This window comes from Streptomyces sp. ISL-10 (genome assembly GCF_018614575.1).
Classification (GTDB): domain Bacteria; phylum Actinomycetota; class Actinomycetes; order Streptomycetales; family Streptomycetaceae; genus Streptomyces.
Genome location: NZ_JAGGOJ010000003.1, coordinates 760,601 through 778,917, shown reverse-complemented (window position 1 = coordinate 778,917; position 18,317 = coordinate 760,601). Strand labels below are relative to the sequence as shown.

Below are 18,317 nucleotides of genomic sequence, written 5' to 3'. Positions count from 1 at the left end.
CCGGCACGGGCGCGGGCGTCGCCGAATTCCTTCAAGCCGGCGCCACGCCCCGGTCCGGGCGGTGCTCCAGTCGCTGTGTCCGACCTACGCGCTGGAGATTCCGTTCGCCAACGACCTTGGGAACATCGTGGTGACGGCGCCCATCTGGGTCTCACTCGGCTGCCTTTCGCTCATGCACGGCGCCGCCATCCCGCTACTGCATCACACGGGCGGCCATCACGGTCTACGCGTGCCTCCGGGTGCCTCAGGAAGCCGCACGTCGGACGTCGGCCTACAGCCCGGTAGGCGCGGGTGACCGGCGCTCGGCCGAGACAGGCGCCCATGCGCACGAGTGACGGCGGACGGGTAACGACTGTATGCCTCAGCGTGACAGCAGCACGGCTGCGATCCGGTCAACCGACTCCTCGATCCTCCGGAAAACCTCCCGCACCTCCGGGGGCCTCGCGCCGAGGGGATCGGCCACATCGTCATCGCTCACGTCCGCCCCGGCCGAACCGCGGCGAGCCGCCGCTCCCTTCACCAGTGCAGTGAGCCGCGCCGCCGGGTCCACCAGCCCGGCCGCGTCCTCGGCCCGCACCAGCCGCGCGAACTCGCGCAGACTGAAGGCCCGGGACAACGCCCGTACGGGAGAAAGCCGTACAGCGGCCTCGCGGTGTTCGGTGGCGGCTCCGAGCACGAGATCGGCACTCTCGACCAACCCTGCCGTCAATCGGCGGGTGACCGTACCCGGCAGGTCCGCAGCCATTCCGAGCAGGGACGCAGCGGTGGCAGCGACCGGCACCCCTGGGGTCGCGGCCGTGCCCGCGCTGCTCACGTGGATCGCCTCCAACAGGGGAGCCAGCCGCCGTCTCAGAAGGCACTCGGCGACGGGTGACCGGTAGAGGTTGCCCGTGCAGACGGTCAGCACCCGGAACCGGGCCTGGTGCGCCGCGGGGAGGGATGAGTCAGGCATGACGTCAGTATCCACCCCAGAAGCCTCAGGACCCGCCCCCCACCGCCGACGAGGCACTCAGGTTGCGGGGCAGGGCGGGAAAGGGTGCACGGTGGCCTTCAGGGGGCGGGGCAGCAGCTGGTGCAGCACCGCGGGCGACCGGTCGGTCGGAGGCTCCAGCAGACGCAGCATCACCGTACGGCTGCCACCAGCAGGGACTTCTACATCGAGCGTGTACACCGGGTGTCCTCGTTCGCGGCCGGATGACAGCAGAGTGGGCCGCCCGTCCACGGTCGCCTTCTTGAGCCTCGCTCCGGAGGTCGCGTAGTAGGACACCAGCAGCCGGTTGTCACCCCTGCGCGTCGCGTAGGGGGTCTTGTCCATGCGGTGAGTGACGTAGGAGGGAAGTCCGGAGGACGGCGCACGGTTGGTGAGCACTGCCTTCACGGTCACCTCGCGGCCCGCGGCGGTGCACCGGCCGACGTGCCAGTCCAGGGTGCGGTCCAAGTAGTAGTCCAGTTTGGTGCCGGCTGCGTTGTTGACCACCAGTCCTGCGTAGGGCTCCGGCCCGTGCGGCAGGGAGCCGCCGACGGGCCGTGACTCCAGTTCCCGCTGCTCGTCGGGGCGGGTGCTCCAGGCATTGATCTGCCCGTTGCCCAGCACCTCGTACAGGGCTGTCAGCAGGCCGGGCCGAAGCCGCGGGTCCTCGGCCGCGGTCAGCAACCGCCCTGCGGCGGCCCGTGCCACCTCGAGGAGGAATGCCTTGCGCTGCAGCGGGTCCGCGTACGTCACGTAGTTGGTGCGCTCGCTGATCTCCACGACGGTGTCCGCAGAGACCACCGTTCCGTCGCTGGTCTGCGCTGGCCCCGAAGCCGCCAGCAGGCGGGCGAGGACAGCCGGATCCACGGAGAGCACGCCATCGACACGCTCGCCGCTTCTGTCCAGCCAGGCGGCCGACCAGATGCGCGCCGCGTAGGGGAAGTGCGGGCTCATGTTGGAGTTGGGCCATGTGTTCACCGGGTCGGCCACTGCGTACATAGCGTTGAACTCGGCACCGAGGTCGACCTTGGGCCGGGCGGTCACCATCTCTCCGTCGTGCCCGAAGCTCGTCAGTGCCAGCGCCCCCCTGTCGGCCGTCAGCATGGCGTGGGCACCTGGCATTCCGCCGGTTCCTCGGGCTTCCGCAGGATTCTGGAACACCAGGAAGTAACGCCGCGGACCGTCCTCCCCCAGCATCGCCGGCAGGAGCCGGGCTCCGGTTGCGGCGTCGTCCACGAGGGGCACCATCCGGTCCAGCCCCTCGAGCAGGCGCGCCCGGGCCTCGTCGGTGGCGGGCAGCCAGGTCTGGCGCGGCAGTCCGCGCGTCTCGGAACGAACCGCGACGACCCTGCGCGACGCCTCCTCAAGAGCCGGCGCGGCCCTGCGCAGCACGGAGAGGTTGAGGTGGCCGCCGTCGGCGCCGGCACTCTCGGTGAGGTCGCCTGCCGTTCGTACAACCGCCGGCAGGACTTTGCCGGTCAGCTGGTCGAGGGCATTGGCCGTCCCGCGCACGGTCTCGAAAGGGCCCCCAAGCACGGGGACATGCGCGGCCACGAACCACGCCGGTCCGGTGGTCAGCCGCCGTGCCCGAGCCGCGTGCGCCGCGGCAGACCGGGCCGGCGATTCGGCCCGGGCCCAGCGGCCCTCGACGTCTCCCGCGGCCGCCTCCTGCGGGGGCGCCGTCACTGTGTTCCGCAGCGATTCCAGGTCCTTTTGCGCCGCAAGCAGCTCGCTGCGGGCGTACAGACCCGTGACCAGCACCCAACCCGCGCCGGCGACGAGGAAGGCTGCCGCCCCCCAGATCCACAGCTTGGTCCGACGGATGGATGTCATGAAGGCGGCCGGCTTGATGCGAGGCATTGACGGCATCGTCGGTCTCTCAACCGCATCCGGTGCGGGCACATCGGCAGCCGGCGACCACCCGCGAACCGCCGGCGAAGAGCAAACCGTCTGCGGCGGCAGCCAAAGAGACCGGGCTGCCCGAGGCATTGGGGTGTGCCGGCCCACGGCCCTCCTCAACGTGACCGGAGAATACGCCGTCGTGGCCGGGGGCGGCGGCAAGGGGCACCCGCCATCCAGGACGTCTAGGCATTCTTAGGGCTCCTTCAGCAGACGCGCGACCGGGGAATGAGCGGTTGTCGGCTTGGAGTGCCGAGCACCCGTGGCCGGACAGCTGGTAGCCGGTGGCCCATGGCCTGGACCGACCGAAATCCGATACGGGGATCCATAGACGGTGACGTTTCCGGCCAAACAAGGTCTGCGGAACTCATCAACAGGACGGGGGCGCTCGTAAACCCGTCTGGCAAGCAGTCAGGCACTCCGCGCTCGCCGCGCATGCCGGACGCATCAACCGGCTCAGGGCCGCGAAGGGCCGCGTCGCGGAGGCGGTTGGTCGCCGAGCAACCCCTCGCCCACCACCGGGAGTCCTGCCGAATCGTCACCGACTTTCTCCGGCGATAACGAAACACCCGAGTACTTGCCCACACAAAAGCGGGGGATCACTTAGCCTGTTCCACATGTCCATGAAATTGACTGACAGCCTCCCGGAACATAATCGGGACTGTCGCTGGTTCGAGGCGCTTCGTTGCCCTAACTGCCTCATGCAGCTTCATAGAGAGACTGCGCTGATCTGTGAGGGGTGCGGACGTACCTATCCGGTGCGGGATGGGATCCCGAGGTTCGTCCCTGAGGAAAACTATGGCAAGTCGTTCGGATACCAGTGGAATCTGCATCGACTTACCCAGCTCGACTCGCATGTGGGACTCCCGATCTCCAGAGACCGACTACTGCGGGAGAGCGGCTGGAGCGCCGACGAGCTCGAGGGCCGCGAAGTCCTCGAGTGTGGAAGCGGCGCCGGACGGTTCACTGAGGTGCTCTGCCAGACCGGCGCTGTCGTCACCTCCTTCGATATCTCCAACGCGGTGGATGCCAACGCCGCGTCCAATTCCCGGTTTACCGATCTACGACTGTTCCAGGCAAGCATTTATGACCTGCCGCTGATGGAGGAGTCGTTCGACTACCTTGTCTGCATCGGGGTGATCCAGCACACGCCTGATGTCGAGCGGACTTTCAAGACGCTCATGCGTTACCTGCGGCCCGGTGGAAAATTCTGCGTCGACGTGTACGCAGCGATCGTCGCCTATCCGCATCTCCGGCACCTGCTGCGGCCCGTCACCAAGCGAATTCCTCCCCCCAAGCTGTACAGCGCCGTCCAGTCCGCTGCTCCGCGGCTGCTGCCACTGTCCATGCGTCTCAGCGCGGTCCCACGAGTGGGCGACTACCTGACGAGACTGGTTCCCGTCGCCAATCACCGCCACCTCGGGTTGACGGACGCCGAAACCCTGCGCACCTGGTCGATCCTGGACACCTTCGACTGGCTGTCGCCCCAGTTCGAGCGGCCTCAGCCGCGACGCCGACTCGAGCGCTGGTGCACCGAGCTCGACCTGAGCGATTTCACCATCGAGCGCATTCGCGGCCTCTATGTCATCCGGGGCACGAAGTAGAACACTGACCAGAACGCCGGAAGAACGTGGGAGGCAGTGTCGGATCATTCCGACCGGCGCTCCGCGCGGAGTGCGTCACAGTCTTGTCGGCGTGTTTGCTCTCGCCGCCTGCGCGATGCCATCCGGGGGCCACCTCGCTGCTGGCGCTGCGCCACGCGTGATCCCAGCATCGCGTGCCGACCAGGAGCGCAACACGGCCAGCTTGTATGGCCGCAGCGGGACCGAGGAGATGGCAACGTTGGCTCTCCTGCCGCAATGGCCACTCGCTCCGTGTGCGCGGCGGCTCGGAGGCAACGGTGCGTGGGCCACCCGCCGTAGCTAGGCGCACTTCCTCGAGCGGCTCCAGCAGGGCTCTGGCGTTTGACACTCGCGTATCACGCCATGTCTCACAGCACACCGCTCGTTGGCTCGGCCACGTCAGCGGCGCTGGAGAAGCGGGTCATCGGCAGCGAACAGCCCTCGCGTTGGCCGCTCGGTATGGCTCGTCGCGTCAGGCAGACAGAATCTCGGACAGCTGTGTGCTGTCCGAGATTCTGCCGATGTCACGCGCAGGAATTCGACTTACTTCTGCTGAGCCGCCGAACGCCGACGCTTCACGAGGACCAGAGATCCTCCGCCGAGCAGCACGAGGCCGCTTGCCGCGGCGAGCATGGCCACCGTTTGGTCCGATGAGCCGGTCTTGGCGAGCGAGGAGCCGTCGTGATCGGACGACTTGCCGCCGCTGCCCGAGTCGTCGTGGTTCCCCTTCTGGTCATGGGAATCGTCGTGGCTGTTGTCGTCGGATCCGGGTCGGCCGTGGTCGTCGTCACCGCGGCCGTGGTCGTCGTCACCGCGGCCGTGGTCGTCGTCGCCGTGGTCGTCGTCACCGTGGCCGGGTCGGCCGTGGTCGCCGTCGTCACCGTGGTCGCCGTCGTCACCGTGGTCGCCGTCGTCGTCACCTTCGATGGTCACCGCGGCGGTCAGTACGAGACCCGACTCAAGACCTTCGAGAGTGAAGTCGTAGTCGCCGGGCTTGGTGTCCTCGGGAATGGTGACCGAATCGGCCACGCGGCCATTCCCGTCCGCGAAGTGGGTACCGAGTGGCACGACCGCCAGGCCGTCGTCGCCGTCGTCGTCGCCGTCGTCGTGGCCGTCGTCGTCGCCTTTGTCACCCTTGTCGCCGTCGTCGGCGCGTACGACCGAAAGGGGCGCCGGGAATGCGGGGGTTCCTCTCAGTGCGGCCGTGTTCACCGATCCGGCGGCGCCGTCTCCGTCTCCGTCGGGGACGAGACTTGATTCGACCTCTTCGTTCGGATCGAAGCCGGTCGCGACGAAGTCGACCTCATCGCCGGGAGCGAGGGTGACGTCATCGAGCGTAAGGCTTGGGGCTGGTGGGTACTGAGCGAGCGCCGGCTCCGCAGCGATGAAGGGAGCTGCGGCAACGAGGCCTACGGTGGAGGCGGCCAGGGCGACTCGCCATCCGGAGCGTCTGGGCATGGTTTTGGGCTCCTTCGGACGACGCTTGATTTCAGAGTTGAATGTCTTGTTGTCGATATGGAGGTTCGAACCGCGTTGCAGGACAGAGCTGTCTGCCGTGTCCGTTTCCCGCCGTGGCCGTGTATTCCGGACACCGACCCGGTCTGTGTTCGCATTCGAAGGCACACATGACGTCTGCCGTCCAAGCACCGGATCCATAGACGTGGACGGCTCCGCCGAAACAGGCGCGGCACGAGGCTCGTCAGGACGGTGTACGAGTTGCACTCGTGTGGCCCTCACCGATCGCGATCGCGGCCCGGATCTGCTGTGGTCCGTCGTGTGTCGCCGCTGGCGCGGCGAGGCAGTGCGGCGATCCCGCGGAGCGCCCGTCTCCTCGCCCCCTCCGGGTGAGGGTGAGCATGAGTACTCATGTGGCCAGTGATCCGCATCTGCACGATGCATGCATGCGGTCAGCCTCTTGTGCAGGGCGTACACCGCGTAGGAGGCGAGTCCGCTCTGCTGCACAGACAGGCCGTGCCCCCTGCGGCTCGGGCTTTGCACCGAGCAGGACGAGCCAGGGAAGCACCACCAGCGCGCAGAACAGCTGGCCAGCGGTGCTCAGATCGAAGGCGGCAAGTACCGGCAGAAACCCCGAGCAGGAGAAGCGGATGAATTCGAGGGACCCGCACGGCGCGGTGCAAACGATGGAGTGGAACTTTGAGTTTGTTCCGCTTTGACGGACACCATTGGTGTGGTGGTCAGGCTGCGAGTGCGGTCTCGTATTCGGCGGGACTGCGATAGCCGAGGCTGCTGTGCAGACGATGCAAGTTGTACCAGCCCTCGATGAAATCGAAGATCGCGGTGCGGGCGGTGGCCCGGCTGGGCCAGGCGGTGGTGTCGAGCAACTCGCGTTTGATAGTGGCGAAGAACGACTCGGCGAGTGCGTTGTCCCAGCATTGGCCGGTGCGGCCGACCGACAGGCGGACCACCAACTAGCCTGCCAGTGAGGCGAGTTGCTGACTGGTGTATTGGCAGCCGCGGTCCGAGTGGAAGATCACCGGATCGATGGGGCGACGTTGTCGGCAGGCGGCCGTGAGGGCATCGGCGACCAGATCGGTCCGCAAGTGATCAGCCGTTGCCCAGCCGACCACGCGGCGGGAGGCGATGTCGATGACGGTGGCCAGGTAGAGCCAGCCCTCGTCCGTGGCGATGTAGGTGATGTCGCCGCACCAGCGGGTATTCAGCCCGTTGGGGTCGGGCTGGAAGTCGCGGACGATGAGATCGGGCCGCAGGGCAGCTCGTGGATCGGGGACCGTCGTCAGGTGCCGCCGTCTGCGATGCCTGCCTTGCAGGCCGGCTGCCCGCATCAGCCGCGCGACCCGGCGCCGCCCGCACCCGGCACCCGCCCGCTTGAGCACGGCATGGACGCGCGGGGCACCATAGGTTCCCCGCGATCGTGTGTGGACGTCGGTGATCTGTGCCGCCAGTTCGGCATCACGGACCGCGCGTGGACCGGGCGTGCCGGTGCGGCGGGCATAGAAGGCGGTCCGGGAGACCTTCAGCAGCTCACACGCCCGTTTGACGTTGTGACCTGCACGCTTCTCCGCCTCGATGAACGGGTGGACCGTCACCGGGTCTCCTTCGCGAAGAAAGCCGTCGCACGCTTGAGGACCTCGACATCCTCGCGCAGACGGCGGTTCTCCCGTCGCAGGGCTGCCAGTTCCTCGCGTTCACCGCTGGTCAGGCCGTCCCGCTCGCCCGCGTCGACCTCGGCCTGGCTGACCCACAGCCGCACCGCGGTCTCAGTCAGATCGAAGTCCTTGGCGATCTGACCGACCGAGCGGTCACCGCGTCGGCACAGCTCGACGATCTCGGCCTTGAACTCCGGCGTGAACGAACGACGAGGCCGAGGCTTCTTCTTCCCCATGCTCTCCATGATGGACATCCTCCCGGGGCAGAACCCCTGATCTCAGATGTCCGACAAAGCGGATCAAGCCCAACTTCCAGCAGGAACGAGTACAGAACTCTCGCGAGACCACCGGCGAATGTGTCCCAGCCGACGCCCAAGAGCCGGGGAGTCCCACCAGAGAGCCCGGCTGTCCAGGCTGGTCGCACGAGTGCGGAATGAGGTGTCCCCCCGCATTATTGGACACTGTTGCTACGCCGCTGCGTCTGAGTCGGATGTGGCCAAGGGAATTGGCGATTTTCTCTCTGACTTGCGGGCGAGACACGATCGAATTCGGCGTTCGGAGTCAACGGTGACACCGACGGGCACGAGGTGCGGGCTGGCATCGGGACGCACCGTGGTCTGGGCCTGACCTGGTTCACCGAGGCCGGGTCCAGGTGTATGCGCTGCGCAAGATCACCGGGCACGGTTCGCTGAGGACCACCCGACGCTGCCTGTCCCCCGGCGTCCACAAGATCACAGCTGCCGGAGCCGGTCCTCCGCCCACATCGGCACGCTGCGGCCCCACGCTCGCTACGGTGCAGATCGCCGCCGTCACCCGACGCGGTCGAACAGGCCGGCTCCGACGGGTCCCCAAGGATGACCAAAGGGCCGTTTCAGATTGCTCTGAAACGGCCCCTGACCTGCGACTTTTTCAAGTCGGGACGACAGGATTTGAACCTGCGACCCCTTGACCCCCAGTCAAGTGCGCTACCAAGCTGCGCCACGTCCCGGTGCCCGTGTGACCTGGGATTTCCCCCGGCTGCACGCGCATGAGAACAATACCGCACTCGGCCCGGTGGTCACGAACCCGTATTGCGCCGTTCCCGCCCGATCGCGACATGGTTGACCTCAACCAAACTTCAGGTTGCACGGTGGTGGTCATGACGACGACACGCACCGTCCCGGCAGCCGGCTTCCGCGACCTGAACCGCCTCATGGCCCTGATGACCGGCGACGAGAAGCACGGTCCCGCCGCGACCTCCACCCTCGACGCCCTGTGGGTCCTGTACGACCGCGTACTGCGGGTGACGCCCCAGACCGCCGACGACCCCGCCCGCGACCGTTTCCTGCTCTCGAAGGGGCACGGCCCCATGGCGTACTACGCCGTGCTCGCGGCCAAGGGCTTCCTTCCCGAGGAGTGGCTGCCGGGCTTCGGCTCGTACGACTCCCCGCTCGGGCACCACCCCGACCGCACACTCGTGCCCGGCGCCGAGATCGGCAGCGGCTCCCTGGGCCACGGACTCCCGCTCGCCGTCGGCACCGCGCTGGGCCTGCGGGCGCAGGGCCTGACCGACCCGCGGGTGTGGGTGCTGATCGGCGACGCCGAACTCGACGAGGGCAGCAACCACGAGGCGATCGCCTATGCGGGACCGGCCGGCCTGGAGCAGCTGCACACGCTGGTGATCGACAACTCGTCCGCGACGTACGGCCGGCCGGGCGGCATCGTCTCCCGTTTCGAGGCGGCCGGCTGGTCGGCCGCGACGGTCGACGGCCGCGACCACGAGGCGCTGCACACGGCCTTCACCGCACAGCATCCCGGCCGGCCGAGGGTCGTCGTCGCCCGGGTCGAGCCCAAGAACGCCTAAGGCCCCACGGCCTTCCAACCGCTTTCACGAGGGGAACCACCACGATGGACACGATGCGCGACCGCTTCATCTCCACCACGACGCGACTGCTGGACGAGGACCCGCGGCTCGCGCTCGTCCTCGCGGAGATCAGCCGGGACGGTTTCGACGCCGCGCAGCGGCGCCACCCGGACCGGGTGATCAATGTCGGCATCCGCGAGCAGCTCCTCATCGGGGCCGGCGCCGGCATCGCGCTCACCGGGATGCGGCCGATCATGCACACGTTCGCGAGCTTTCTGGTCGAGCGCCCCTTCGAGCAGGTGAAGCTGGACCTCGGCCACCAAGGGGCGGGCGGCGTGCTGGTGAGCGCCGGTGCGTCGTACGACTGGCCGGCCGGCGGCTTCACGCACATGTCGCCCGGCGATGTCGCGCTCCTGGACACCCTGGAGGGCTGGACGGTCCATGTCCCCGGCCACCCCGACGAGGCGGAGGCGCTGCTGCGCAGGGCCGTGGCGGGCGACGACCGGGTGTACGTCCGCCTGTCGAACCAGTCCAACGCTCAGCCCCGGCCGGTGCCGGGCGGGGGTTTCCTGAGCGTACGGGAGGGCCGGGGCGGGGTCGTGATCGCGGTGGGCCCGATGCTCGACAACGTGCTCGCGGCGACGGAGGGCCTCGACGTCACCGTGCTGTACGCCACGACCGTGCGCCCCTTCGACGGCGCGACACTGCGGTCGGCCGTCCGGCGGGACGCGGCAGACGTGGTGATCGTCGAGCCGTATCTCGCGGGCACGTCCACGGCATCGGCGGCCGAGGCCCTGGCGGAGGTGTCGCACCGCGTGCTGGGGCTCGGAGTCGCCCGCCACGAGCTGCGCAGGTACGGCACGATCGAGGAACACCTGACGGCCCACGGGCTGGACGCAGCGGGCCTGCGGGCGCGGATCGTCTCCTTCATCAGGGGTGATCTCCCGAACCGCGTGGGGCGACGCGAAGGTCCCGGCAAGGGGGCCGATGGCGGCCGGCGGAGGCCGCGAGAATGGCGGCATGAGGACGGAAGAGGACACCGCGGTCACTGAACGCATTCTGCTGGTGGAGAGTCGCGCGGGCGAGGGTGCTCTCGCGGCTCTCGGTCGGGCTTTCCCACCCCGATCCGCGAACGAGCAAGCCCTCTTCCTCTCGTACAACTACGCCGATGTGCCGGTGGGAAGGCGCTTCGACTGCTGCTTCCGACGCGCAGACGAGAGGGACGTCGTCTGGGTTGCGACCACCGTCGTAGCCGTGACCCAGCAGTTCGGCGTCGCATGGGACGTGATCCATCACGGCTGGAAGACTCTGGCCCTGCTGAGGTTCGAGCCGGAGATCCCGGCATTGATCCGCGACCTGCCCGAAGCCTCCACATGGTTCGAACGCCCCATCTCTCTTTACATCTCGGACAGCGAGACCTGGGAAGTGCGAACCAAGGCAGGGGGACCCTTGAGCGCTGCCCCGTAAAAGCGCACCCGCGCGGCGACGGCCGCCCAGCCGTTCAGCCCCTTGGAGGTGCCGCGAGCTCCGGGTGCGCGTCGAGGAGTTTGCGCGGGGCCGCCTGGCGCCACGCGTCCCGAAGGATCGCGCTCAGCTCGGCCTCGTCCTCCAGCGCGCCCAGACGCACCCGGATCCAGGCGTAGTTGTCGTCGTGGCCCGCGCGCAGGAAGAACTTCTCCGGCTCGGCAGTGATCAGCTCCTCCCGGTCCTCCTTGGGGCACTTCACACCCATCACCCGGTCGTCGTCGTCCAGCGAGGCGAAGATCCGCCCGCCCGCCTCCAGCCGGAAGGTGGGCATCCCCCAGGACAGCTTCTCCATCGCGCCCGGCAGCGCCAGCGCGATTTTTCGTACGTCGTCGGCAGTGGCCATACAGCGACCGTACGACGCGCCACTGACACTCGCCCGCGACCCGTACGACGCGCCACTGACGCTCCCCGCGACCTGCGACGCGCCACCCCGCGCCGCCGCCGCGCCTCCTGAGGCCCGCAGTCACAGCAGCAGGCCGCCGCACGCCAACTGCCGCGACATGGTGGGCGCTTCCGGCCCATCGCCCCTCCGTGGGAGCGGAACCCTCGCTGTCCCGCGGATTCAGAAAACGCTTTCCACACCGCCGCCGCCCGTGCGCCGCCGGCCCGGGGACCGCTGCCCACCCGCGTGTTCGCGGTGACCGATGTGATGGCCGTGGGTGCGCTCGCGGCCTTCCGGGAGGAGGGCGTACGGGTGCCCGAGGACGTCTCGCTCGCGGGCTTCGACGACGTCCCGCTCGTGCGGGAGCTGTCCCCCGCGCTCGCCACGGTCGCCCTTCCGCTCGCCGGGACGGGACAGCGGGGTGATGGCGCTCGCGCTGCGTGAGCCACGGTGGCCGCGGTCCCGTGTGCTGCGGATCGGCGGGGAGGTCGTGCTGCGGGAAGCGTCTCCCCTCCCCCGGCGGTCTCCCCTCCGGCCGGGCCGCGCGCATGACCTTCCAGGAGTGTCCGGTTCTGTACGCGCGGGGGCGTGCGCCCATGAGGGGCCTTCCCGGGGCCGTGCGCCGTGCGCCGCCTCCATGCGCCGGGCCGACTCGTCCGGCACCGATCAGGAACAGTTGTTTTCGTTCCAGTTGGATGCTGTATCGATCCTGCAGATGTTCTCCGATGGCACTCTTGTATACATCTGAGGCGATCCCCCAACCTCCTCCGCCATATGCCGACGCACCTTTTGCCGTTGGCATGTGGCGGAAGGAGATCCACGGGGAATGGTCCCGGGCAGGCATGAACACGGGTGGTACCCACCCGGCCCATATCCTCAATCAAACGTCTGCGCTCTGGATTTCGGCCAAAGTTGGCATCGAGCTTGTTCCGGTCGGGAAGGGTCAACAGGCTGAAGTGTCGGCCTGTTCGGGACGGGATCACTGCCGATGCACCACCTGCTCGCACAACTGCGCGAACAGGCGTAACGCGGAGGGGAGCTCGCGATGGACGGTTACTTCGCCAGTCGACTGCATCACCAGCTGCGCGCTCAGGTAAGGGATTTCGCCGAGCGGGAGGTGCGGCCGCGTATTCCGGCCATGGAAGCGGCGCGCGCGGTCGATCGGGACCTCTCCCTGTTGATTGCCCGGCAGGGCTGGCTCGGCGCCACCATAGGTGCCGACTTCGGCGGGATGGCCCTCGGGCACCTCGCCAAGACCATCATCATCGAGGAGCTGTCCCGGGTCAGCGGGGCGATGGGCGCCATGGTCCAGGCGTCGCAGTTGGGCGTCGCCAAGATTGTCCATTTCGGCAACGACGAGCAGAAGAAGACCTGGCTGCCGGCGATAGCCGCCGGCGAATGCCTGCCGACCATCGCCGTCACCGAGCCGGACTCCGGCGGGCATGTGCTCGGCATGAGCGCCACCGCGGTGCGCGACGGCGACGACTACCTCCTCAATGGCCGAAAGGTGTACGTGGGGAACAGCCACGTCGGCGATCTCCACGGCGTCGTGGTCCGGACCGGTCCCGGCTCCCGCGGACTGACCGCCTTCCTCGTCGAGTCGGACCGGCCGGGCTTCCGCATCGGCGAGCAGAAACCCACCATGGGGCTGCACGGCTTCAGCTTCGGCGAGCTCTCCTTCGACAACTGCCGTGTCCCGGCCGCCAATCGCCTCGCCGACGAGGGCGACGGACTGTCCGTGGCGTACTCCTCAAGCGTTCTGTACGGACGTGCCAACCTCACTGCGGTGTCCCTCGGCATCCACCGGGCGATCCTGGAGGAGACCACCCGGTTCTGCGAACAGCGCCGGCGCTACGGCAAACCGCTGCACGAACTGCCGTCGGTGAAGCTCAAGCTGGGCACGATGCAGTCACGGCTGATGACATCGAGGCTCGCCGCCTACCACGCGGTGCATCTGCTCGACGCGGGCATGCCGTGCGACGCGGAGCTGATGAACGCCAAGCTGGTCAATGTGGAGTCGGCGATCGACTCGGCCCGCAACGCCATGGAGATCCATGCCGCGGCCGGGCTGTTCACGGACCGGCCGATCGAGCGCTACATGCGGGACGCGCTGCACATGTTCGCGCCCGCGGGAACCTCCGACGTACAACTGCTCCGCCTGGCCGAGGTCGCGCTCGGCACGGCGAGGGGCCAGTGGTCGCAGCGGCTGTCCGATGCCGTACGCATGACGCCCACCGGCTGAGGCAGCCGGAGCGCTGCCGCGAGAACAGCCCCCGCACACGAGCTCGGCGGCGGTGGTGGCCGCGGCCGGGAGCAGAGGCTGTCGCCTGCTGCGCCCGGCGAAGGGCTGCGCGGCCGGTTGGACTGGGTGGTCGACTGGTGAAGGCGGCAGGGGGGTCGACCGACGAAAGCTTGCGCGGCCGGGCGGCGAAGGCCTCGGCGGTGCGAGGTCGCCGAAGACACGTCACCCCGGGGAGCAGCGTGCACCCCGGGGCCCGGCTCCTCAGATGCGTCCGTCCTCCCGCCGGTGGATCTGCTCGATCAGCTCAGCGGCCAGGGACTTGATGGTCTCGAGCCCCGCCCTGCCCCACGGCCGCGGCTCGGTGTCCACCACACAGATCGTGCCCAGGGCGATCCCCGTGCGGTCGATCAGCGGCGCCCCCAGATAGGACCGGATGCCGATCTCGTCGACGACTGGATTGCCGGCGAAGCGCGGGTAGTCGCAGACGTCCTCCAGCACCAGCGCCTTGCGCCGTACGACCACGTGGGGGCAGTAGCCGTGGTCGCGGGCCATGAAGCGGCTGACCTCACCGCCTGCCGCGCCCGGGGCACCGCCGCTGTGTGTGCCGGTCGGCGTGTGCAGTCCGGCGAAGAACTGCTGGTTCTCGTCGATGAAGTTGACCATCGAGTACGGTGCGCCGGTCACCTCCGCGAGCTTGTGGGCGAAGTCGTCGAAGGCCGGGTCGGGCCGTTCTCCGAAACCGAGCTGGCGCAGCCGCCGCACCCGGGCGGGTGCCTCACGGTCGACCGGGGTCAGCAGCAGATGGCCGGTGGGGTCGTACGTCATGTCGGTGCTCCATAGCTCGGTGCCGGGGCGGGCTGAGGGATGGTGGTGAGCAGATGCTGGACGAGAGTGACCAGGGTCGTGATCCCGGAGCCGGCGATCCGCGCGTCGCACAGCACCACCGGCACCTCCGGCCTGAGGTCGATCGCCGCGCGCACCTCGTCGGGCTCGTAGTGGTACGCCCCGTCGAACTCGTTGACGGCGACGACGAATCCGATGCCGCGCCGTTCGAAGAAGTCCACCGCGGAAAACGACTCCTCCAGTCGGCGGGTGTCCGCGAGGACGACCGCTCCGAGCGCGCCCTCGGACAGCTCGTCCCACATGAACCAGAAGCGCTCCTGGCCCGGTGTGCCGAAGAGGTAGAGCACATGACGGGCGTCCAGGGTGATCCGGCCGAAGTCCATGGCAACGGTGGTCGTCGTCTTGGACTCAATGCCGTCCAGCCGGTCGGTGGCGGCGCTGACCTGGGTGAGGAGTTCCTCCGTGCTGAGCGGGTCGATCTCGCTGACCGCTCCGACGAACGTCGTCTTACCCACTCCGAAGCCGCCCGCGACGAGGATCTTCAGCGCGGTCGGAAACAGGTCAGCGGCTTCAGAGCCGTCGTCGTAGGCCATCGAGCACCGCCTCCAGCAGCGAACGGTCCGTAGGTGTGTCATGGGTGCGCGGTGCCCGCGCGGTGACGGCACCGCAGTCCACGAGGTCGGACAGGAGCACCTTGGTGACGATGGCCGGCAGTCGTAAGTGCGCGGAGATCTCGGCGACCGAGGTGGGGCCGTGGCACAGTCCGAGCGCCACGGAGTGTTCGGGGCCGAGTTGTCCCTGCGGGACCGATCCGGTGGCCATCACCAGGCTGAGCAGATCCAGCGCTGCCGTCGGACGGGTGCGGCCGCCGCTGACCGTGTAGGGACGGATCAGCCGCCCGGCCGCGTCGTCCAGCAGCGGCCCGTCCTTGGGCTCCGGCATGTCACTGCCCCGCAGCGCTCGGCGTCCCCGCGGCCGCTCTGGCCGGCGTGGTCAGGTACGGCCGTACGCTCTTGACCAGCATCGCCATCTCGTATCCGAGCACGGCGGCGTCGGCCTCACGTCCGGCGAGCACGGCCAGACAGGTGCCCGAGCCGGCCGTGGAGACGAACAGTAGAGTGGAGTCGAGCTCGACGACCACCTGGCGCACCTCGCCGCCGTCGCCGAAACGGGCTCCGGCGCTGCGGCCCAGCGAGTAGAGGCCGGAGGCGAGGGCGGCCATGTGGTCCGCGCTGTCGTTGTCCAAGCCGTGCACGGATTTCACCAGGCCGTCGGAGGAGAGCAGTACAGCGTTGCGTGTGTAGGGCACACGCTGTACGAGGCCGCTGAGCAGCCAGTCGAGGTCCGAGACATGGCCGGACGGCACATCGCTCGCCATGGTGCATCTACTCCTTGATGGTGGTGTCCTGGGGATGCAGGTCGGATCGTGCGGGGGGCGGTTCGGCCGGCGGCTGCGACGCGGCGAGGCCGATACCGCGCTGGAAGGCGGCCATGAGTCCCGGGTCATGCAGGGCCTGGTCGTCGTCCCTGCGGGGCGCGGGGGCGTCGCGCAGCTGCGGCACCAGGTGCTCCTGGCTGCGGCGCTTGGGGAGCTGAGGCCGGCCCGTGGTGTCGCCCGCGGCATGCGGCCGCAGCGGGTCCCCGACGGGCTGCCGGGAGCCGGCGGCTGTGTCGTGATGAGCCTGGGTGCCGTAACCGGGCTGCATGGCGGCCGGGTTGGGCCGGTCGCCGTGTTCGCCGCGTACGGGGAGGGGCGCAAGCCGGTCCGAGACGCGGACGGGTTCGCGCTGGCCGGGCAGCGACCGCGGCTGGCGCTGTGCCCCGGGCTGCGGGCGGGCGTCAGCACGGTCGGGCTGCGGTTGCTGGTACGGCTGCGGCTGGTGGTGCGGCTGCGGTTGCGGTTGCTGGTACGGCTGCGGCTGTGCATCCGGGAGCGGCTGCGACGGGACCGGCGGCTGAGCGGCCGCCGGAGTCTGCGGCAGCTGGGGCGGTGCGGTGGCCGCGATACGCCCCGCCGAAGCCTGCTCGCCGTCGTTCTGGGCGAGCGTGCTCGAATCGGAGCCGAGCAGGCTCTGCGGCAGGACCAGAACGGCCTGCACACCGCCGTAGATGTTGGACTGGAGCCGTACGGCGATGCCGTGCCGGCGGGCGAGCGCGGAGACGACGAACAGGCCGATCCGCCCGTCCTGCAGCAGATGCGCGACGTTGACCTGGTCGGGGTCGGTGAGAAGGGCGTTCATCTTGTCCTGCTCACCGAGCGGCATGCCCAGGCCGCGGTCCTCCACCTCGACGGCGAGCCCGGCCGTTACGTGCTGGGCGCGCAGCAGGACCTGGGTGTGCGGCGCCGAGAACAGGGTGGCGTTCTCGACGAGTTCGGCCAGCAGATGGATCACATCGGCGACCGCGTGCCCGCGCAGGGTGCCGTCGACCGGCGGCACCAGCTTGACCCGCGGATACTGCTCGACCTCGGCGATCGCCGACCTGAGCACCTCGGTCATGGTGACCGGGTTGGACCACTGACGGCGGGAGATGGCGCCGCCGAGGACGGCGAGATTCTCGGCGTGCCGGCGGATGCGGGTCGCCAGGTGGTCGACGTGGAACAGGCCCTTGAGCAGCTCGGGATCCTCGACCTCGTTCTCCAGCTCGTCGAGCAACTGGATCTCACGGTGGACGAGCGACTGGAGCCGCCGGGCGAGGTTGACGAAGACCTCGACCTTCTGCTCGTTTCCGACGCTGCTGGACAGCCGGGCGGCCTGAACGACGGCCGCGACGGCGGCGTCGTGCGAGCGGCTCAATTCCTCGGCCAGAAGGTCGAATTCGTCCGCGCCCGGTATCGGCGGCACGGGGTTGCAGCGGGGCGGGGGCCCTTCGCCGCGGCGGAGTCCGTCGACGACGGTACGCAGTTCGGCCTGTCCGCGCGCGGTCGTGCGGCGCAGCGCGGAGGCGCGGTCGAGCAGGGACCTGGCCGTGCGGTCGGCGCCCACGGCGGCGGCTGCCACGGCCGTCATGGCGAGTGCGGCCATGCCCAGGAGCACGACCCACAGGGCGAGGGTCGGCTCGGGGGACGCGCTGCGCAGGGTGAACAGCACCGCTGCGGTGCCGCTGAGTGCGGCGACCACGGTGGGCAGGACCGCGGCGCGCAGGAGTTGGGGTCGTATGCGAGCTTCCGGCGGCGCCGGGAAGGTCTGCCCCCGCCCCGGTGACGACAGGTGGCGGGCGCCTGGCCGGCCGTGACGTCCGCCCTCTCGGCGGTCGGACCGCGCGGCGGGTGCGCGTAGTTGAGACATCAGCGTCCTTGGTGCGTGGGTCCCCAGAAATCGGCGTACTGCGGTTGGGCGACGTCGGTGCACGGCGGGCCGAGGGCACACGAAAGAGAGCCCACTGTGGATCACCGGCCACACACGGTAGTCGCCGTGCGGACACGTACGGCGGGCAGTTGAGAAACTTCCCCGCAGTTGGTCCCGTTCTGGTATGAGGGCTCGTACGCCGGCCCGACAACGGAGTATGAAGCGGTCCCCGTCCCGGACGAGGTGGCCGATGGCACCCGCCGCTTCATGGCGGCCTGCCCGGCACCTGACCTGGGATCGAACGCGCCTCGAAGGGAGACAGCCGCTGCCCTGCTTCCGCATCCGCATCCGCATCCGCATCCGCATCCGCATCAGGGAAGATGTCGGTCCTGATCTTTAGGCTCCGGGCGGACGACCTGCATCTTCGATGTGTTCACCGATGCACGCGGCGGCACCGCCCTCACCGGCAGCGTGCAGAACCGGAGTTCAGGGCTGCCCCAGCCGGCATGTCCGCTGTGTCGAGACGTCACGATCTGCGTCCCACACCGTGAGCCGCGGAGATCCCCTCGTCCGG

The 18,317-nt window shown here is 69.0% G+C and carries 18 protein-coding genes and 1 tRNA gene; 6 read left to right on the top strand and 13 right to left on the bottom strand.

Features of this window, described 5'->3' with window-relative positions; genetic code table 11:
* Positions 1-361: 361 nt before the first annotated feature.
* Both J7E88_RS04310 and J7E88_RS04305 read right to left on the bottom strand, forming a co-directional pair.
* Positions 362-952, bottom strand: coding sequence for a low molecular weight phosphatase family protein (locus tag J7E88_RS04310; RefSeq protein ID WP_215177306.1), 591 nt, complete (start codon positions 950-952; stop codon positions 362-364).
* Positions 953-1,009: 57 nt separating this feature from the next.
* Positions 1,010-2,830, bottom strand: a complete 1,821-nt coding sequence (locus J7E88_RS04305; protein ID WP_251022032.1) for a DUF4012 domain-containing protein — start codon at positions 2,828-2,830, stop codon at positions 1,010-1,012.
* A 656-nt stretch (positions 2,831-3,486) separates the two neighbouring features.
* On the opposite strand from J7E88_RS04305, the gene J7E88_RS04300 reads away from it, so the two are divergent.
* On the top strand, positions 3,487-4,473 hold the full coding sequence (locus J7E88_RS04300; RefSeq protein ID WP_215177303.1) for a methyltransferase domain-containing protein: 987 nt from the start codon (positions 3,487-3,489) through the stop codon (positions 4,471-4,473).
* A gap of 561 nt (positions 4,474-5,034) precedes the next feature.
* Here the strand turns inward: J7E88_RS04300 and J7E88_RS04295 are convergent.
* The 5 genes from J7E88_RS04295 to J7E88_RS04275 all read right to left on the bottom strand — a co-directional run bounded on the left by J7E88_RS04295 (position 5,035) and on the right by J7E88_RS04275 (position 8,607).
* Positions 5,035-5,949, bottom strand: coding sequence for an LPXTG cell wall anchor domain-containing protein (locus J7E88_RS04295; protein WP_215177300.1), 915 nt, complete (start codon positions 5,947-5,949; stop codon positions 5,035-5,037).
* 737 nt (positions 5,950-6,686) lie between these two features.
* Positions 6,687-6,917 (bottom strand): integrase core domain-containing protein, encoded by a 231-nt coding sequence (locus J7E88_RS04290; protein ID WP_308307275.1) that lies wholly within the window; start codon positions 6,915-6,917, stop codon positions 6,687-6,689.
* A gap of 3 nt (positions 6,918-6,920) precedes the next feature.
* Positions 6,921-7,559, bottom strand: a complete 639-nt coding sequence (locus J7E88_RS04285) for an IS3 family transposase (protein WP_215177298.1) — start codon at positions 7,557-7,559, stop codon at positions 6,921-6,923.
* Complete coding sequence (locus J7E88_RS04280) at positions 7,556-7,864, bottom strand: transposase (RefSeq protein ID WP_215177296.1); 309 nt, start codon at positions 7,862-7,864, stop codon at positions 7,556-7,558. Before J7E88_RS04280 ends, J7E88_RS04285 begins: the two co-directional genes overlap by 4 nt.
* A gap of 669 nt (positions 7,865-8,533) precedes the next feature.
* Positions 8,534-8,607 (bottom strand) — tRNA-Pro (locus tag J7E88_RS04275).
* A gap of 150 nt (positions 8,608-8,757) precedes the next feature.
* On the opposite strand from J7E88_RS04275, the gene J7E88_RS04270 reads away from it, so the two are divergent.
* From J7E88_RS04270 to J7E88_RS04260, 3 genes are read left to right on the top strand one after another with little or no spacing between them, the layout of a single operon-like run.
* Entirely contained in the window at positions 8,758-9,462 is a 705-nt protein-coding gene (locus tag J7E88_RS04270) for a transketolase (protein WP_215177294.1), read from the top strand.
* 44 nt (positions 9,463-9,506) lie between these two features.
* Complete coding sequence (locus J7E88_RS04265; protein ID WP_215177292.1) at positions 9,507-10,514, top strand: transketolase family protein; 1,008 nt, start codon at positions 9,507-9,509, stop codon at positions 10,512-10,514.
* Positions 10,483-10,929, top strand: a complete 447-nt coding sequence (locus tag J7E88_RS04260; protein WP_215177290.1) for a hypothetical protein — start codon at positions 10,483-10,485, stop codon at positions 10,927-10,929. The genes J7E88_RS04265 and J7E88_RS04260 overlap by 32 nt, the downstream gene beginning before the upstream one ends.
* A gap of 34 nt (positions 10,930-10,963) precedes the next feature.
* Here the strand turns inward: J7E88_RS04260 and J7E88_RS04255 are convergent, their stop codons facing one another.
* Complete coding sequence (locus J7E88_RS04255) at positions 10,964-11,332, bottom strand: MmcQ/YjbR family DNA-binding protein (protein WP_215177288.1); 369 nt, start codon at positions 11,330-11,332, stop codon at positions 10,964-10,966.
* A gap of 285 nt (positions 11,333-11,617) precedes the next feature.
* On the opposite strand from J7E88_RS04255, the gene J7E88_RS37310 reads away from it, so the two are divergent.
* Both J7E88_RS37310 and J7E88_RS04245 read left to right on the top strand, forming a co-directional pair.
* Entirely contained in the window at positions 11,618-11,815 is a 198-nt protein-coding gene (locus J7E88_RS37310; RefSeq protein ID WP_374196220.1) for a substrate-binding domain-containing protein, read from the top strand.
* Between the two features lie 601 nt (positions 11,816-12,416).
* A complete protein-coding gene (locus tag J7E88_RS04245; protein ID WP_215177286.1) occupies positions 12,417-13,613 on the top strand; it encodes an acyl-CoA dehydrogenase family protein in 1,197 nt (398 codons plus the stop codon).
* A gap of 261 nt (positions 13,614-13,874) precedes the next feature.
* Here the strand turns inward: J7E88_RS04245 and J7E88_RS04240 are convergent, their stop codons facing one another.
* The 5 genes from J7E88_RS04240 to J7E88_RS04220 are packed head-to-tail and all read right to left on the bottom strand — an operon-like array spanning position 13,875 to position 17,743.
* Complete coding sequence (locus J7E88_RS04240) at positions 13,875-14,438, bottom strand: GAF domain-containing protein (protein WP_215177284.1); 564 nt, start codon at positions 14,436-14,438, stop codon at positions 13,875-13,877.
* Positions 14,435-15,049, bottom strand: a complete 615-nt coding sequence (locus J7E88_RS04235; protein WP_215177282.1) for an ATP/GTP-binding protein — start codon at positions 15,047-15,049, stop codon at positions 14,435-14,437. The genes J7E88_RS04240 and J7E88_RS04235 overlap by 4 nt, the downstream gene beginning before the upstream one ends.
* Positions 15,027-15,398, bottom strand: coding sequence for a DUF742 domain-containing protein (locus tag J7E88_RS04230; RefSeq protein ID WP_215177280.1), 372 nt, complete (start codon positions 15,396-15,398; stop codon positions 15,027-15,029). Before J7E88_RS04230 ends, J7E88_RS04235 begins: the two co-directional genes overlap by 23 nt.
* A 1-nt stretch (position 15,399) precedes the next feature.
* Positions 15,400-15,834, bottom strand: a complete 435-nt coding sequence (locus J7E88_RS04225; protein WP_215177278.1) for a roadblock/LC7 domain-containing protein — start codon at positions 15,832-15,834, stop codon at positions 15,400-15,402.
* 7 nt (positions 15,835-15,841) lie between these two features.
* Positions 15,842-17,743 carry an ATP-binding protein gene (locus J7E88_RS04220; RefSeq protein ID WP_215177276.1) on the bottom strand — a complete coding sequence of 634 codons (1,902 nt, stop codon included), beginning with the start codon at positions 17,741-17,743 and terminating at the stop codon, positions 15,842-15,844.
* Positions 17,744-18,317: the final 574 nt, after the last annotated feature.

Excerpts from the sequence above, each read along its gene's own strand:
- J7E88_RS04310 (WP_215177306.1), bottom strand. The coding sequence starts at position 952 with ATGCCTGACTCATCCCTCCCCGCGGCGCACCAGGCCCGGTTCCGGGTG.
- J7E88_RS04305 (WP_251022032.1), bottom strand. The coding sequence starts at position 2,830 with ATGCCTCGCATCAAGCCGGCCGCCTTCATGACATCCATCCGTCGGACC.
- J7E88_RS04300 (WP_215177303.1), top strand. The coding sequence starts at position 3,487 with ATGTCCATGAAATTGACTGACAGCCTCCCGGAACATAATCGGGACTGT.
- J7E88_RS04295 (WP_215177300.1), bottom strand. The coding sequence starts at position 5,949 with ATGCCCAGACGCTCCGGATGGCGAGTCGCCCTGGCCGCCTCCACCGTA.
- J7E88_RS04280 (WP_215177296.1), bottom strand. The coding sequence starts at position 7,864 with ATGGAGAGCATGGGGAAGAAGAAGCCTCGGCCTCGTCGTTCGTTCACG.
- J7E88_RS04270 (WP_215177294.1), top strand. The coding sequence starts at position 8,758 with ATGACGACGACACGCACCGTCCCGGCAGCCGGCTTCCGCGACCTGAAC.
- J7E88_RS04265 (WP_215177292.1), top strand. The coding sequence starts at position 9,507 with ATGGACACGATGCGCGACCGCTTCATCTCCACCACGACGCGACTGCTG.
- J7E88_RS04260 (WP_215177290.1), top strand. The coding sequence starts at position 10,483 with ATGAGGACGGAAGAGGACACCGCGGTCACTGAACGCATTCTGCTGGTG.
- J7E88_RS04255 (WP_215177288.1), bottom strand. The coding sequence starts at position 11,332 with ATGGCCACTGCCGACGACGTACGAAAAATCGCGCTGGCGCTGCCGGGC.
- J7E88_RS04245 (WP_215177286.1), top strand. The coding sequence starts at position 12,417 with ATGGACGGTTACTTCGCCAGTCGACTGCATCACCAGCTGCGCGCTCAG.
- J7E88_RS04240 (WP_215177284.1), bottom strand. The coding sequence starts at position 14,438 with ATGACGTACGACCCCACCGGCCATCTGCTGCTGACCCCGGTCGACCGT.
- J7E88_RS04235 (WP_215177282.1), bottom strand. The coding sequence starts at position 15,049 with ATGGCCTACGACGACGGCTCTGAAGCCGCTGACCTGTTTCCGACCGCG.
- J7E88_RS04230 (WP_215177280.1), bottom strand. The coding sequence starts at position 15,398 with ATGCCGGAGCCCAAGGACGGGCCGCTGCTGGACGACGCGGCCGGGCGG.
- J7E88_RS04225 (WP_215177278.1), bottom strand. The coding sequence starts at position 15,834 with ATGGCGAGCGATGTGCCGTCCGGCCATGTCTCGGACCTCGACTGGCTG.
- J7E88_RS04220 (WP_215177276.1), bottom strand. The coding sequence starts at position 17,743 with ATGTCTCAACTACGCGCACCCGCCGCGCGGTCCGACCGCCGAGAGGGC.